The following is a 14,165-nucleotide window of genomic DNA, read 5'->3' as shown; positions in this document are numbered from 1 at the left end:
TCAGCTATCTGGAGCATGATAACGCGATAGCCAATGTGCATAAGGTGCAGGTAATACCCAGGCAGGATCAGCAATTTTTAAGGCTTTAGCTGCATGGTAAGGCCAGTGTGGATTGGCTAAATGAGCACGTCCCACCATAACCAAATCCATTTGTTGATCAGTAATAACCTGGTTCACCGTGTTAGGTTCATCAATTCCCCAGGCAGACGCGACTGGAATTTCAGCTTCCCGACGCACACGTTCAGCAATTGGCGCTAACAAAGCTGGTCCCCAAGGAATGTCCGCATTGGGAGTCGAAAACCCCATACTGACACTGAGCAAATCCAGACCGGATTGTTTAAATTGTTGGGTCAAATGAATGGACTCACTTAAGGTTTCTTCATCACGACCATCATATTCAATCACGCCAAAGCGAGCGGTTAATGGCAGATTTTCTGGCCAGACTTCGCGCACGGCTTGTAACGTTTCCAGTAAGAATCGACTACGACCAGCTAAATCGCCACCATATTGATCGTCTCGCTTATTAGAGTGAATTGAAAAAAAGCTTTGTGCCAGATAGCCATGCGCAAAATGCAATTCAAGCCATTCAAATCCAGCCGCTTTGGCGCGTTTGGCAGCGGCGACAAAGTCAGCCTTAACCCGTTCAATATCTTCAAGGGTCATAGCCTGAGGTACTTTCGGTAAATTGGCACCAAATGCCACAGCAGAAGGCGCTATGGTTTGCCAACTATGTGGATCACTGTCAGCAAGATGATCATCGCCTTCCCATGGACGATTAGCGCTGGCTTTACGTCCAGCATGTGCAATTTGAATACCGGCACGGGCACCCGCTTTTTTTATGGCCGAAGCAATTTTTGCCATGCCTTCCGCCTGGGCGTCATTCCAGATCCCAGTACAACCTGGGGTAATTCTTCCTTCAGGGCTGACTGCCGTGGCTTCCACAATTACCAGACCCGCACCACCGCGTGCTAATTGAGTGTAATGCGCCAGATGCCAATCATTGGTATGGCCGTCATCGGCACTGTATTGGCACATAGGTGGAACCGCAATACGATTGCGTAACGTCACATCTTTCAGTGAAAACTCAGTAAACAATGCTGTCATAAAAATCTCATTTAAAAGAATAAAACTCAAAAATTTCTGGAATTACGAATTCGAAACATGCTTAAAAAGCACTTTTAATCACACCACCATCTACGCGAACAGCTGCACCCGTGGTTGCTGAGGCTAATGGGCTGGAGAGATAACAGACCATTGAGGCCACTTCTTCAGTGGTCGCAAAACGTTTAATCAGAGAAGTTGGTCTGACATGTTCAAAAAAGTCTTTTTCAAATGCTTCGATGCTTTGGCCTTCTTTGGTGGCTAGCTCGTTGACAAAGGTTTCGACCCCTCGTGAACTGGTCGGTCCGGGCAATACAGAATTAACAGTGATATTAGTACCGGCAACTTGTTCTGCCAGACCGCGTGCAATAGCAATCTGAGCAGCTTTAGTCATACCGTAATGAATCATTTCATGGGGGATCTGCACCCCGCTTTCACTGGAGATGAAAATCACCCGGCCCCAGTTTTGTTGTTTCATTGCGGGCAGATACGCTCTCGTTAACCGCACGCCACTGAGCACATTTACATCAAAAAAACGTAGCCAGTCTTCATCCGCTATATCTTCAAACGGCACTGGCTCGAAGATACCCAGATTATTAATCAGGATATCGACTTCGGGGAATTGCTTTGTCAGTTTCTCGGTTTCAGCCGCTATCGAAAGATCTCCTGCAAATCCATCTACGCTGCCTTTAGCTGTAGATTTAAGGGATTCAATAGCCTGTTTAACTGAAGCTTCAGAACGACCATTGACGATAACATTCGCTCCTTCATCGGCCAGCGCTTTGGCAATGGAAAAGCCAATGCCCGCCGTGCTGCCACTTATAAAAGCTGTTTTATTGTTCAGTTGCAGATCCATAAAAACTCCTTTTGGAAAGTCAATTAAACCCGATATTCATGTCTGACTAATTACGGTGAAAGCCTTTTTAAGCTTGCACTTAACGAAGCAGCCGAAACTTCGCCCATATGACTTTCAACCAAGTTGCCTTGCTGATCAAAAAACAATGTAACCGGCAAACCGTAAGCACCAAATGCATCTGCGACTTTGCCAGATTTATCGAGCAGCACATGATTAAAGGTCAGCTTGTTAGCAGCCAGAAAATCTTCAATTTTTTCCGCAGACTCTTGTTGATTTAGCATCACAACACGAATATCGGAATACTGTTGCTGCGCTTTCTCAAAAGCAGGCATTTCACGCTGACAAGGTGGACACCAGCTTGCCCATAAATTCACTACGGTAATATGATTTTCAGCAAGCTGAACCAACGAAACTCGCTCACCATCTAATTGTTCTAGCGTTATATCCGTTATCACAGCTTGCTCACGACCCGAATTCAATAATATGGAGGTCACCGAGAAGAACAGCAAAATGGATAAAGCCCCACCGAATAAGGCAATACGTTGCTGGGGCAGGCGTTTGATTTGCCAGAACAAAAATAACGCCATGGCTATCATGCCATACACCCAATCAACACCTCGATCCCGAAAATCGAGCATCTGCCAGAAAGAGTCGTATTGATCAGCAAATTTAATGACAAACACGATTCGCCCAATCACCAGCCCGAATAACAGCATCATTAACAACGGATCGGTGACCGAACCTGTTTTTTTTCTGGCCAGAATGGCTGCGACCAAAATTCCCAGCAACCCACTGCCAAACAAAAGTAAAGGTTCGAGAGGCAAAGCAAACGGGCCGATATTAATCGACATCATGGTCCAAACAGCTTGCTGACATCGTCTCGCATTGGCATACCTTCAATCAGCCTAACATGACCTTTTTCATCCTTGTAAATACTCGTCGGTGTCGCCATAAACCCCAGCTGTTCCATTAACTGATTGTTTTCCTCTACCAGTAACGTACCGTTGATTAGCGCTTCATCATTCAGATCGGTTGAGTTGTTATCTGCATGTTGAATATGTTGTTGCAAAGCCTGTTCTGGGGAGTCAGCCCCTAAAATTGCTGCGGCTTTTTGGATGCTATCTTCCTGCAGAATACCGACCATAATGTGGCGCAACTGCACCTCGCCTTTAGCAATGTAGGGATCAGCGATTTCACGTAATTTTTGGCAATAAGGACAATAGGGATCGGTAAAGGTATAAATAATTTGTTTCGCATCTTTATCTCCATCAAGAACCCATTTAGCTGATTCGAGCTTCTGCCAAATCTTTTCATTCTGAGGAGCACTGACCAGTTCATAAAGTGCTTCCTGACCCAAATCGTCTCCTTGAGCATTGATCAGGTTGCCAATCACCGCATATTTTTTATCTTCTGTCAGATAAATACTCAGCGGCTGCCCTTCTACACTGGCGGCATAACCAGTCAATCCCGCAGGGGTTTCAAAGCTATCAACGATGGTCACGCCCTGTTGTTTGATGTAGCTAATAACCTCAGGTTCCTGTTGCTCTGCTAGTGCAAAATAACTGCCAAATCCGATAACCAATAACACTACAGGGACGATAATTTTCTTCATTAATAACTCCGGAAGGCATTTGCGTTGAGACTGTAACTCAAAAGGATTAAGTGGGGATTAATAGAGCAGATGACAATCTTTCCATTAAAAATGCTCTGTATTTATACATCGTATTTATACATCGCTATTTGGAATTATCACGACAACACACCCAATAAAGACTTGTGGTAAAAGGTAGAGCGTTAAAATACTTCAGGTAATATTCTGGTTATGATCACAAATCGATTTCCACTTTCTCCTCGACATCAGGTCATTCTGGCTGGGATCTGTGCTTTGATTTTAACCGTCGGCATTGCCCGTTTTGCCTACACGCCTTTTTTACCCATCATGTTAAATGAAACCTCACTGGATACATTAAGCGGAGGCTGGCTGGCCACGTTTAATTACATTGGTTATCTTTCAGGCGTAGTGTTGATCTCATTTTTAACCAGCCTCAAAACCAAGTTTCTGTTCTACCGAATCAACCTGATTTTGGCGGTGTTAAGCACCCTATTAATGGCTGTTACCACTGATATCGTTGTATGGAGTATTTTGCGCTTTATCGGTGGACTTTCTAGCACCGCAGGCATCATTCTCGCTGCCGGATTTGTAATGGGCTGGCTGAAACAAAATGGTTACAAATCAGCATTAGGTATCCATTTTTCCGGTTTGGGATTCGGTATTGCGATACCAGGACTGGTCATTGTTTTGATAACACCTTATTTCAATTGGGCTGAGCAATGGCTGGTTATGGGGATTTTCGGTATTTTATTTTTCCTGCCGGCCTGGTATCTGATGCCAGCACCTGCAGCACAACAGGCTCCCACTGCTGATTTTGCAGCGCCCAACAATAAATGGATGCGGTTAATGATTGCTGCTTACGCCTGTGCCGGGGTGGGTTATGTGATCAGTGCGACATTTATCGTAGCGATTCTTGAAGAAATGCCCAGCTTGTCCGGCCATGGCAATCTCATCTGGGTGATGTTGGGTGTTGCGGCCATCCCATCCTGCATTATTTGGGACAAAGTGACTGAGCGCATTGGTGAGACAAGGGCCATCATCACTGCCTATTCGATTATATTGCTTTCTATCCTGATTCCCTTATTCAGTGAATCATTGCTGTTTAATGTGATTGGCGCGTTGTTATTTGGCGCCACCTTTGCCGGAATAGTCAGCCTTATGTTGGTCTATGTCGGCCATAAATTTCCTCATAACCCTGCCAAAGCCATGGCCAAACTGACGATAAGTTATGGCATCGCTCAACTTATAGCTCCCGCTTTGGCGGGTTATTTATCCACGCTGACGGGCAATTATCTTTCAGCATTGTGGATGGCAGCGGCAGTGATGATCACCGGTATTTTCTTTGTCTGGCGGATCCAACGATTTGAAGAAAAAACCAAATTCAAACCAGCAAACCTCTAGGCTTATTCTTCTCTCAAGATCAGCAGAGTGCCATCAGGTCGTTCCAGCGTTTTATCATCAATGCGTTTAAAGGTGAGGTTGATATCACCGGATGTCACTACTTCATCGCTATCCACTTTATAAGTAAAGCTATATGAACCCGGAACGCCACCAATCAACTGGCCCTGACCTTCCGTATTAAATTCATAGCCTGTGCCATATTTTGGATCGACATAAGCACCTTCTTGAAAATCAGCACCGCAAGCCGTGAGTGTTATCGCCAAGAACAGAGGGATTAAACGTGCGGGATTGAACGGTTGCAATAAGCTTTTTAAAATTTTCATTACACCTACCTCGAATAATTACTCGTTGAAAACGACAAAATTAGCCTTTCTCGCCAGAGGAAAAACGCTCGCGTATCGGTTTAAATGCAAGGATGGCTTCTTCTTTAAGGTTATTCATATTGATAATATGGCCAAGCCGATAACTATTAAAACCGATGTAATACAAAACAAGTTGTGCCAGCGCGATCAGAATAAATAAAGCACTGCCAATGGTTAGGAAAAGCAACAGGGTCGATGCGAGATACACCACACTTAGCGCGGCTAGATGGTTTTTATCCAAACTGGTTAACTGTTGTGGATAGAGAAAATACCCTAATACTGCCAATACAAATCCCAGCAATGCCGCTATGGCCAGAGGCGGTAATAACAATCCGCCACCGGCCCCCACCAGAAAAAGAATATAAGTGTAGTAGGTGTATTTTTCTCTCGCGATAAATCCCAAGAGTTTGTCACTGGTAATGCTTGGCCCAGTTTTAGGGTCAAAAGACGTTTGGTTTATCTGTTTATTCAACGCAAAAAATACAATCACTCCAGCAATAAACAACAGCAGTCCCAGCCAAAACAACATGGGACTATAAGACGGCCCATCACCTAAAAATGCCGCTCCCTGACAAATTGGCGGTGTGGAATAGATGCAAGCCATCAACTGTAAAGTGACATCCTTATCACCATAACGGCTCATCGTATCTAAAGGGGAAGCATAGGCTACAAAAAACCACACCAGTGATAACAACAGCAATGCCATACCCGCCAGCATCAGAATCACGCAGAGCTTTCTAGGATTCATTTATAGAACTCCTTTTCAAAGAACAGGGAAAAACCGCAAGAGATGAATTGTCCTGACAGACAATCGGGGGAAATGGGTGTGTAACGGCATAGCCAATGCGTTGAAAGCAGGCTGTTCAGCCAAAATGATGTGTTATGAACCATCAGGGTCCAGCAACATCTGAAAGGAAAAGTTCGATACGCATCAGTCGCATCCTTAAAACTTTTTTGTGAAATATTTCACAGTTTTAAGCGTATCGCAAGCCTTAATTTATCTTTGCCGTATTCTAAATTATCAATCGGAACAGAATCTTATCTAAGGTCACCCGTCATTATCCAAACAAAACAGCCTTACTTTTTTCACTTACAAATAAATCGGCTTGCTGAAGCTTTCCTGCGTAAGCAAATCGAATTATGTTGGTAAAGAGCTCGACCACCTTAAAAATTAATATTATTCGGAATAGTTGAAATCCCATGCTTAATTTTTCTTGTTAGTTTCAATCGTTTTCACTACCCCAGGCCCGCGCCATAATCAGATAGCTGAAGGAGGCAGACCAGGTAATCATCATAAATCCCACTAAGGCTTCTGTACCGGCGAGAAACCGAATATGACCAGCAGCGGCCAGATCACCCCAACCAACGGTGGTATAGGTGGCGGCAGAAAAATATACGCTATCCAACAAGCTAATATGATCGTAACCGCTGATGACGCCGTAACCTGGTTGACTTAATAAGCCCCAAAAGGCGACGCCAAATAACCAGATTTCAATAATATGAGCAAATAATAATGCAAACATTGTGGCCAAAATAATCGGTCTGTGACGATGTTTTGGGGACGGATGCCTTGGACTCCAACGATTTAATTGTTGAATGATCTCATAATGAAAAACCACAACCAGTCCGACCACCAGGGCAGTTACTAATACGGTAATAAACTGAGAATCAGTTATTAATTCCTGCAATGACGAACTCCTGCAATTGAACGATTGTTCATGCGACGTTATCGGGTTTTAGTGACAGCCTCAAACTTCTGGCAATATTTCTTCAGACAAACTGTCCAGCAGCATGACCGGAAGCCCAAGCCCATTGAAAATTATGTCCGCCCAAATGGCCAGTCACATCCACTACTTCCCCAATAAAATACAAGCCCGGATGCTCCTTGCTTTCCATGGTTTTGGAAGATAAGGCATTGGTATCAATACCACCTAAAGTCACCTCGGCGGTCCGATAACCTTCGGTACCCGAAGGTTTGACTGTCCAAGGCTGGCATTGGGAAACAATCTGCTCAATATCGCTATCGGAAAGCTGACCGACAGGCTTGTCTTCAATCCATTGCTCACACCAAAGCTGTGCAACCCGCCGAATCAGTTTTTCGGCCAGTATGGTTTTCAGAGCCGTCTTGGGTTTTTCACGGCGTATTTCTGCTAAATATACAGTGAGATCAATTCCGGGAAACATATCAATTTTCAGCGATTCACCTGGCTGCCAATAACTGGACGCCTGAAGGATGGCCGGACCACTCAAACCGCGATGTGTAAACAGAATATTTTCGCGAAATGAACAGGTATCCGTTTCGGTAATGCTATCTAACGAAATACCACTTAAATCTGCAAGCGGTTTGAGTTTGTGATCATCCAATACCACAGGGACTAACCCCGCTCGAGTAGGCAGTACCGGAATATTCAGCTTTCGGGCCAGCTCAAAACCAAATCCTGTTGCACCCATTTTAGGGATTGATAAGCCTCCCGTCGCAATCACCAGTGAGTCACACTGCAAATTGCCTTCTGGCGTTTCAATCAACTTTTGGCCGGCGGTTTCCAGTACTTTAACCGGCGTATCGATCCTGATAGTAACCCCGGCCCACTCACACTCAGTGACTAACATCTGCACGATATCTTTCGAAGACTCATCACAAAATAGTTGCCCCAGCTTTTTTTCGTGATAGGCAATCTGATGACGTTCCACCATCTCGATAAAATGCCAGGGTGTATATCGACTTAAAGCAGATTTAACAAAATGCGGATTGCTGCAAATAAAGTTTTCCGGCCCGGAATACATATTGGTGAAGTTACAACGCCCACCACCGGACATCAGGATCTTTTTACCGATCTTATTAGCATGATCGAGCACCAACACTTTTCTACCACGTTGGCCTGCCGCTATGGCGCACATCAATCCGGCCGCACCGGCGCCGATAATGATTACATCGTATTGGTTGGAAGTTTTATTTGAGGTCGTCATGTGCGGGCATTTTACCCAAAAATGCCCTATCTGACCGATAAGTTGTCAGGCAAAGACTAGGGCTAAAAATCAGGTGGAGATGACTTTACCGATAATACGTTCGATCCAACTCAGTTCACGCAGTGGCAAATCTGCAGAATGTCGATAGCCTTTGATAAGCGCCTGGATCAAATCTCCGTGATTTATCCACTCCTGAGGATAGCGAAAAAAATGCCGCCAGTTACGTCGTCTCGCCCAACGACTTAAAGACCATGACTGGAAACGCATATCAAGAATATCAATAAGTCCAAATTCCATGTCGTTGACAATGATGTTGCCTGGATGGATTGACCTAAAATAAATTCCACGCCGCTGTACCAGTGCCAGAAATACTCCCAAACGGTACATCAGATTTTCATCAGCTTCATTGGAATTAACAATGTCTCGTAAAGTACGTCCCGCTAAAGGTGAATAAACAGCAACGGTATGTGATTCACCAATGATGCGATGTAGTGCCTGTACCTTCAGCGTTGGGATATCAAGCCGTTCTAATTGATGAGCATTCCGGGCAAATTTAACTGCTGCCGGCGCAAGCAATTCTCTGTTGAAAAAACGTTTACGATAAAAAAACTTTAAAAATTGGCCATCAGCGAGTTCAGCTACTTTCAGACCTTTTTTGTCCTGCTCGATTACTGTAGCCCTTTCCATCATGGCGGCTAACTTTTCACGAGAAAGTGGACGAATATTAAGCATTGGTGTTTTCCATAACGATGTTCAATCCTGGCATTTTAAAGCAAGCCGTGGCCATATATCCCCAGTCTGAGTCATATAATCGAGATAATAATGTCCATATTTCTCGAGTCCATCTTCCTCTTCACGTGGCACTCTCAAACAATAAACCAGCGCAAATGTAATTAAACCGGCCAAACCAGCTAACCAATTCTGGGTTAACAATAACTGGGCTAAAGCCAAAACTAACAGCGCTGAATAAAATGGATAACGTATATAACGGTAAATACCCTTAGCAACAAATTTTTTCTGACGCTGACCGGGGCCGCTGTAATCACGAACAGCTCTATAAAGCAGCCATACAGCCAAGCTGCCATTGAACACACCAAGCCATGCAATTTCATCGAAATAACGCAGATCGGCAAATTCCAGCCACGGTAACGTCGCATCAATTAAAGGAAGGCTAACCATACTCACCAGCGTAATAATCGAGAGCACGATTATTTCATTATCCTGTTGATTATTATCTAAAAACCGCCAACGACTATTGTTTGAAAATAATACCAAGGCAGCTCCAACAAGGAGGAGGATTAAGACTAATTCAGAAAGTTGATCTGTCATTTAATTACCTTTAATCAAATTATTCATTACCAGGGTAATGGTCTCTGAACGGCAGATAGAATATTGGTAGTTAATAATTTACTGAAAGTTCGTGGCAATATTATTACCATTAATCTCGAAAATAAACTTTACCAGTAGAACTATATCGATTTTAATTTGTTTGAATAGTTGAGAAATTAAAACCATACATCCGATGATCAGAATTAATTATGTATTTTCAATTACTTCACAATATCGCTTTGGCTTATTATTGCTGTCAGTGATTGCCATGCTTTCTGGCTGTGGAACGACTCCGAGCCAGCCAACAAAGACGGTAGATGTGTATCCCTCCTCTAAAACAGATGAGGCCAACTATTATGATGAAATTCAAGCCATGCTAATGCTTTATCAACAACACGAGGCATGGCATGGCACGCCGTATCGTATTGGTGGAATAAGCCGTTCGGGTATCGATTGTTCAGGTTTTGTGCAGGTTACTTTCCGAGATTTGTTTGGCATGGATTTGCCACGAACCACCGAACAGCAATTACGTGTTGGTCAGCCTATTCACCGTGCACAGTTGCAATCCGGTGATCTGGTGTTTTTTCGTAACGGGCGTCACGTGGGGATTTATTTAGAAGATCATAAATTTCTGCATGCCTCCACCACTCGTGGCGTGATGATTTCCAGTCTGAAAAACACCTACTGGTCTCGAAATTACTGGCAAGCAGTGAAGGTACGTCGTTGAGATTGCTTCAGTTGAAACATTGAACTGGTATCATGTCCACAATTCATATTAATGTTCAACAGTTTTAAAAGACTGCCACCTCAATTGTTAACCGGAAAAAACTTTGACTAAAACCACAGAACTATCTCAACAGGAATATCTGGAAAAATGTAAAAGTGCCGCCAGCAAAGGCAATGCCATTGCCCAAAATACGCTGGGGTTTCTTTACCTAAACGGTCAAAGTGTTGATCAGGATTATCAGCAAGCCGCTAAATGGTTCCGTCATGCTGCAGATAACCACTATGCACCAGCACAATTTAATCTCGCCATCATGTACAAACTTGGCCAAGGTGTGGAACAAAACCACACTGAATCTATTAAGTGGATGCAACTGGCCGCCAATCAAGGTTACGCTGAAGCACAAAGCAATCTCGGTAATATGTACTATCAGGGTTTAGCGGTGATGCAGGATTATCAAATGGCTTATATGTGGTGGTCTTTAGCTGAACAAAATGGTGTTGAAGAGCTTCAACATATCAAAGCGGCATTAATCAAAAAAATGACCGAAAACGAAATCCATCAGGCCGAACAGTCCATCAAACAGTGGAAAAACAAGCAGTAGAAATAAACTGAAAAACGTCCCTTACCAACGATACTGCGATAGTTTTATTTTATTGCCATTAAACGTAATACCTTCTTTCACTAATAAGGTTTTTTGTTTTAGAAAAGCGGCACTGCCCTCAGGGAAAGCGATTTCACCTTTAGCGTTAATCACGCGATGCCAGGGCAATTCAGAATCATCGGGAAGCTGTTTTAAAGTCATTCCAACATAACGCGCATGGTTCGGATATCCACAAAGCTTGGCAATTTGACCATAGCTAGCGACTTTTCCTTTAGGTATTAACGCCACTACCTGCCAGATCATTTCGTTAAGTTTTAACTGATTCAAGTTAACTTTCTCACTTTCCACCACTTATTTGCAAAACCATACTTTTTCCATCAAATTATTGTCTATTGAACTTACCGGCAAGTTTCATCACACTGACGGCATACGCTAGTCTACGCACAACATTAAGGAATCTTAACCATGCAACACGTTTTTCGTTCATCCCTGTTTTTTACCGGCATAGCGTTATTTAGTGCATCCACCTTGGCTGAGACCCCAAATTTGCAACCAGGACTATGGGCATATACCAGCAAGACGTCGATTGAAGGTCCAATGAACATGCCACCTCAAACTAACAGCAATCAGGAATGCCTGACACAGGAAAAATTGGATAAAGGTATTGATGTGTTGAATATCCATGAAAGTTGCAATGTCACCCAGGCCGATATTAAACGTGACCGTGTAGATTACGCTGCGTCGTGCAATATGGAAGGTATGACAATGATGTTTAAAGGTTATGCGAATTTTCACGGTAACCGATTAGAAGGCAAAATGACCAGTGATATGAATTCCCCACTTGGCCCAATGGTGATGAAGACCGACTACCAGGGCGAACGAATTGGTGAATGTTCACCTTAATTCATAGCTCGACAAAATAACAGTCCCGCTACTTTCCTCTCATTTCACCCTGAAAGTTTGGCAACACCCCATTTTCGACATGTAAATGGGGTGGTTTGTTGTTGATGAATTAATTAATTGCACCCGTTGAACTTTTAGCAAAAAAAAATGCCTTCCATAAATAGCTATCTGAATACCAGCTTTCCGGCTTTAGGAGGGTGGTTGAATGTGGAATTTACTGTCTATATTGTTTGGCTGCATCATCATGATGCCTGCTCATGGCGTTATTCATGGTGATTCTATGCCCATTGAGCGGGTTTCAACCGGCCAACTTCATGTTGAGCAACTCAAATGGTATGGTGGCACGAACACTCAGGTGACCACTCAAGATGAATGTAGCTCTGTGGTGGTGGGCACTCATCCGCTTACCGTGTTAACGGTTGCTCATTGTTTACGCGACTCAAAAATAAATCCAGTTACCCGAACCCCTATTGTCAAAATCTTTCTGGGCCGGCCTGTGCCCGTTATAAGAGCCGCCTTATACAATCGATTTAATGAAGTTGAAAACAATCTCGCGACAGATCTTGCTGTTTTGATATTTGATGGTGATGCACCTGAGGGGATTGAAGCGATTCCGGTTGTTAATTCGCTGAGTGCTTCACAAGCTTTGTTATGCGGCTATGGTCGGGGGGTTGATGATATTGATAACGATAATCCAAGTTGTGCTGTCAAAACGCTGTTATCCGCAGAAGAAGACTTTTATCAGTTTGTCCCACAAATCTATGAACAACTGGATCCGCTATTACATCTGCAATTTCGTGCTCAGTTCTTATCTAAACACGCGATGATTAGCTCGCCCTCAGCTCTACTTGCTGTCAGTCGAGTACAAAATGAGCGCTATCAATTCGATTTACCAATGCCGACCCGAGGTGATTCAGGTGGCCCCTGGATAGTGAACCTTCACAACGATCAACAAGGCGTGATCGCCTTAACCAGCTTTGTCGAAACCTTTTATCGTAAAAATAAGCAATGGTCTTTTTTTAATGAAAATCGTGCTCCACTAATGGATTTTCCTTACGCCGCTTTTGGGGTTCGCTTGGATACTGTGGAAGCTCAAGCTTTATTCACTCGGGCACGCCTTGAAGGAGCTGATATCCATATGATTAAAGAGTGACATCTCCAAGCAGACAATATCTTGAAAGCTATTCAGAGTTAACGCCTTGCGCCAAAAATCAATGCTAAGCTAGGGGCTGTTTATCTTTCATAGCCCCTAGCACTAAACTATACGTTGAAGAGACTAAAAAATGACACTCGCAAATATCTATCATCTGGCATTTTCCGGCTTATTTATCATCTTGCTGACGCTGCTGGTGCAATGGTTTGTTGCCAGCAAAACCAAAGCCTCACAAGCCGGTGCCATACCTGGCAAGATTGCTGAAAACCTTAGTCATGATTCGTTTGTTTTTCGAGCTCACCGTACTTTTATGAACTCATTGGAAAATTTGCCACTGATGTTGGGCACGATCTTTATGGCCATCTTAATTGGCAGCAATGCATTATGGACCGGTGTGTTTGTCTGGATTTTTGCCATTGTCCGAATAGTGCATATGGCTTTGTATTACAGCATTGCTACCGAAAAGAACCCCAGCCCAAGAACCGTGTTTTTTATGATCGGCCTGTTGGCCAATGTAGCCTTATTGCTAATGTGCGGCTTTGAACTGTTTAGCTAAATTCGCTTAGTTAACATTGCCTGCACCTGGACTGTACTTCGCAGAAACCACACTATTGGCAATAAGCGTGTCACATTTCAAAACACCGGAAACATCAGCTAATGAGGTATCTACTGTGAGATTAGATGCAGCCAAACTTAACCGACTGGCTTGCAGCGATATTTTGCTAGCTGAAATACTGATTCCGCCATCTGCAGTGAAAGTCACTTGTTGTCCAAAGTTGGTAGCAAGTGTTAACGAATTATCCTCCAATGCGAGTGTGATCTCAGTTTCAGTATTTAAGGCGATTTTTAATGAACTATTCTGCTGTTCGGCATCGCATGTCGCGGACTTTTGCCGATGCATCAGCAGCGCGTCAGTATTTGAATCATCGGCTAAGTACATCACTTCATCACCTATCAGATAAATAGCTTTGACTTCCATTGTCCCCAGCGAAATAGTGTTCACCATAGCCCATAACTGTTCACCCGAAGCAATGTTTTGAATTTGTACCCGTCCTTGTTGTAACGGATCGTCAATGGATACCACCATACCGCGATGTAACGCTAAACTGCTTGCCATATCAGATTCCTAGTTTTGATAATCCAGTTATCGTGA

The 14,165-nt window shown here is 43.6% G+C and carries 18 protein-coding genes; 6 read left to right on the top strand and 12 right to left on the bottom strand.

Annotation, left to right across the window (positions count from 1 at the left end; all coding sequences use genetic code 11):
- The 4 genes from ACN0V2_RS06610 to dsbG all read right to left on the bottom strand — a co-directional run bounded on the left by ACN0V2_RS06610 (position 1) and on the right by dsbG (position 3,569).
- Entirely contained in the window at positions 1-1,104 is a 1,104-nt protein-coding gene (locus ACN0V2_RS06610) for an NADH:flavin oxidoreductase/NADH oxidase (RefSeq protein ID WP_417550008.1), read from the bottom strand.
- A gap of 61 nt (positions 1,105-1,165) precedes the next feature.
- The gene (locus ACN0V2_RS06605) at positions 1,166-1,957 is read right to left on the bottom strand and encodes an SDR family NAD(P)-dependent oxidoreductase (protein ID WP_417550007.1); all 792 of its coding nucleotides are present in this window, start codon (positions 1,955-1,957) and stop codon (positions 1,166-1,168) included.
- A 50-nt stretch (positions 1,958-2,007) separates the two neighbouring features.
- Positions 2,008-2,811, bottom strand: a complete 804-nt coding sequence (locus tag ACN0V2_RS06600; protein WP_417550006.1) for a TlpA family protein disulfide reductase — start codon at positions 2,809-2,811, stop codon at positions 2,008-2,010.
- Positions 2,808-3,569 carry a thiol:disulfide interchange protein DsbG gene (gene dsbG, locus ACN0V2_RS06595; protein ID WP_417550005.1) on the bottom strand — a complete coding sequence of 254 codons (762 nt, stop codon included), beginning with the start codon at positions 3,567-3,569 and terminating at the stop codon, positions 2,808-2,810. Before dsbG ends, ACN0V2_RS06600 begins: the two co-directional genes overlap by 4 nt.
- Positions 3,570-3,779: 210 nt before the next feature.
- Between dsbG and ACN0V2_RS06590 the strand changes: the two genes are divergently transcribed.
- Entirely contained in the window at positions 3,780-4,970 is a 1,191-nt protein-coding gene (locus ACN0V2_RS06590) for a YbfB/YjiJ family MFS transporter (protein ID WP_417550004.1), read from the top strand.
- 2 nt (positions 4,971-4,972) lie between these two features.
- Here the strand turns inward: ACN0V2_RS06590 and ACN0V2_RS06585 are convergent, their stop codons facing one another.
- The 6 genes from ACN0V2_RS06585 to ACN0V2_RS06560 all read right to left on the bottom strand — a co-directional run bounded on the left by ACN0V2_RS06585 (position 4,973) and on the right by ACN0V2_RS06560 (position 9,628).
- Positions 4,973-5,293 (bottom strand): hypothetical protein, encoded by a 321-nt coding sequence (locus ACN0V2_RS06585; protein WP_417550003.1) that lies wholly within the window; start codon positions 5,291-5,293, stop codon positions 4,973-4,975.
- Positions 5,294-5,333: 40 nt separating this feature from the next.
- The gene (locus ACN0V2_RS06580) at positions 5,334-6,080 is read right to left on the bottom strand and encodes a hypothetical protein (protein ID WP_417550002.1); all 747 of its coding nucleotides are present in this window, start codon (positions 6,078-6,080) and stop codon (positions 5,334-5,336) included.
- A 475-nt stretch (positions 6,081-6,555) separates the two neighbouring features.
- The gene (locus ACN0V2_RS06575) at positions 6,556-7,020 is read right to left on the bottom strand and encodes an ion channel (RefSeq protein ID WP_417550001.1); all 465 of its coding nucleotides are present in this window, start codon (positions 7,018-7,020) and stop codon (positions 6,556-6,558) included.
- Positions 7,021-7,102: 82 nt separating this feature from the next.
- Positions 7,103-8,299, bottom strand: coding sequence for an NAD(P)/FAD-dependent oxidoreductase (locus ACN0V2_RS06570; RefSeq protein ID WP_417550000.1), 1,197 nt, complete (start codon positions 8,297-8,299; stop codon positions 7,103-7,105).
- Positions 8,300-8,368: 69 nt separating this feature from the next.
- Complete coding sequence (locus tag ACN0V2_RS06565; protein WP_417549999.1) at positions 8,369-9,031, bottom strand: toluene tolerance protein; 663 nt, start codon at positions 9,029-9,031, stop codon at positions 8,369-8,371.
- Between the two features lie 21 nt (positions 9,032-9,052).
- Positions 9,053-9,628, bottom strand: a complete 576-nt coding sequence (locus tag ACN0V2_RS06560) for an isoprenylcysteine carboxylmethyltransferase family protein (protein ID WP_417549998.1) — start codon at positions 9,626-9,628, stop codon at positions 9,053-9,055.
- Between the two features lie 193 nt (positions 9,629-9,821).
- Here ACN0V2_RS06560 and ACN0V2_RS06555 point away from each other — a divergent pair, with 193 nt between their 5' ends.
- On the top strand, positions 9,822-10,355 hold the full coding sequence (locus ACN0V2_RS06555; protein ID WP_417549997.1) for an NlpC/P60 family protein: 534 nt from the start codon (positions 9,822-9,824) through the stop codon (positions 10,353-10,355).
- 103 nt (positions 10,356-10,458) lie between these two features.
- Positions 10,459-10,956 carry a tetratricopeptide repeat protein gene (locus tag ACN0V2_RS06550; protein ID WP_417549996.1) on the top strand — a complete coding sequence of 166 codons (498 nt, stop codon included), beginning with the start codon at positions 10,459-10,461 and terminating at the stop codon, positions 10,954-10,956.
- 21 nt (positions 10,957-10,977) lie between these two features.
- On the opposite strand, the gene ACN0V2_RS06545 is transcribed toward ACN0V2_RS06550, so the two are convergent.
- Positions 10,978-11,283, bottom strand: a complete 306-nt coding sequence (locus tag ACN0V2_RS06545) for an MGMT family protein (protein ID WP_417549995.1) — start codon at positions 11,281-11,283, stop codon at positions 10,978-10,980.
- A gap of 138 nt (positions 11,284-11,421) precedes the next feature.
- Between ACN0V2_RS06545 and ACN0V2_RS06540 the strand changes: the two genes are divergently transcribed.
- From ACN0V2_RS06540 to ACN0V2_RS06530, 3 genes are all read left to right on the top strand, one after another.
- The gene (locus ACN0V2_RS06540) at positions 11,422-11,859 is read left to right on the top strand and encodes a DUF3617 domain-containing protein (protein ID WP_417549994.1); all 438 of its coding nucleotides are present in this window, start codon (positions 11,422-11,424) and stop codon (positions 11,857-11,859) included.
- Between the two features lie 205 nt (positions 11,860-12,064).
- Positions 12,065-13,012, top strand: a complete 948-nt coding sequence (locus ACN0V2_RS06535; RefSeq protein ID WP_417549993.1) for a trypsin — start codon at positions 12,065-12,067, stop codon at positions 13,010-13,012.
- 130 nt (positions 13,013-13,142) lie between these two features.
- Positions 13,143-13,568 carry an MAPEG family protein gene (locus tag ACN0V2_RS06530; protein WP_417549992.1) on the top strand — a complete coding sequence of 142 codons (426 nt, stop codon included), beginning with the start codon at positions 13,143-13,145 and terminating at the stop codon, positions 13,566-13,568.
- A 6-nt stretch (positions 13,569-13,574) separates the two neighbouring features.
- Here ACN0V2_RS06530 and ACN0V2_RS06525 read toward each other — a convergent pair whose 3' ends face one another.
- Positions 13,575-14,129: a hypothetical protein gene (locus ACN0V2_RS06525; protein ID WP_417549991.1), complete on the bottom strand. Its 555-nt coding sequence runs from the start codon at positions 14,127-14,129 to the stop codon at positions 13,575-13,577.
- Positions 14,130-14,165 lie beyond the last annotated feature (36 nt).

It is taken from the genome of Methylophaga sp. (assembly GCF_048266885.1).
Classification (GTDB): domain Bacteria; phylum Pseudomonadota; class Gammaproteobacteria; order Nitrosococcales; family Methylophagaceae; genus Methylophaga.
Note: the sequence above shows the minus strand (reverse complement) of the source record. Positions and strands in the feature narration are given on the sequence as shown.

What these genes read in the sequence shown, in the direction of transcription:
- ACN0V2_RS06610 (WP_417550008.1), bottom strand. Translation starts at nt 1,104, where the DNA reads ATGACAGCATTGTTTACTGAGTTTTCACTGAAAGATGTGACGTTACGC.
- ACN0V2_RS06605 (WP_417550007.1), bottom strand. Translation starts at nt 1,957, where the DNA reads ATGGATCTGCAACTGAACAATAAAACAGCTTTTATAAGTGGCAGCACG.
- ACN0V2_RS06600 (WP_417550006.1), bottom strand. Translation starts at nt 2,811, where the DNA reads ATGATGTCGATTAATATCGGCCCGTTTGCTTTGCCTCTCGAACCTTTA.
- dsbG (WP_417550005.1), bottom strand. Translation starts at nt 3,569, where the DNA reads ATGAAGAAAATTATCGTCCCTGTAGTGTTATTGGTTATCGGATTTGGC.
- ACN0V2_RS06590 (WP_417550004.1), top strand. Translation starts at nt 3,780, where the DNA reads ATGATCACAAATCGATTTCCACTTTCTCCTCGACATCAGGTCATTCTG.
- ACN0V2_RS06585 (WP_417550003.1), bottom strand. Translation starts at nt 5,293, where the DNA reads ATGAAAATTTTAAAAAGCTTATTGCAACCGTTCAATCCCGCACGTTTA.
- ACN0V2_RS06580 (WP_417550002.1), bottom strand. Translation starts at nt 6,080, where the DNA reads ATGAATCCTAGAAAGCTCTGCGTGATTCTGATGCTGGCGGGTATGGCA.
- ACN0V2_RS06570 (WP_417550000.1), bottom strand. Translation starts at nt 8,299, where the DNA reads ATGACGACCTCAAATAAAACTTCCAACCAATACGATGTAATCATTATC.
- ACN0V2_RS06565 (WP_417549999.1), bottom strand. Translation starts at nt 9,031, where the DNA reads ATGCTTAATATTCGTCCACTTTCTCGTGAAAAGTTAGCCGCCATGATG.
- ACN0V2_RS06560 (WP_417549998.1), bottom strand. Translation starts at nt 9,628, where the DNA reads ATGACAGATCAACTTTCTGAATTAGTCTTAATCCTCCTCCTTGTTGGA.
- ACN0V2_RS06555 (WP_417549997.1), top strand. Translation starts at nt 9,822, where the DNA reads ATGATCAGAATTAATTATGTATTTTCAATTACTTCACAATATCGCTTT.
- ACN0V2_RS06540 (WP_417549994.1), top strand. Translation starts at nt 11,422, where the DNA reads ATGCAACACGTTTTTCGTTCATCCCTGTTTTTTACCGGCATAGCGTTA.
- ACN0V2_RS06535 (WP_417549993.1), top strand. Translation starts at nt 12,065, where the DNA reads ATGTGGAATTTACTGTCTATATTGTTTGGCTGCATCATCATGATGCCT.
- ACN0V2_RS06530 (WP_417549992.1), top strand. Translation starts at nt 13,143, where the DNA reads ATGACACTCGCAAATATCTATCATCTGGCATTTTCCGGCTTATTTATC.
- ACN0V2_RS06525 (WP_417549991.1), bottom strand. Translation starts at nt 14,129, where the DNA reads ATGGCAAGCAGTTTAGCGTTACATCGCGGTATGGTGGTATCCATTGAC.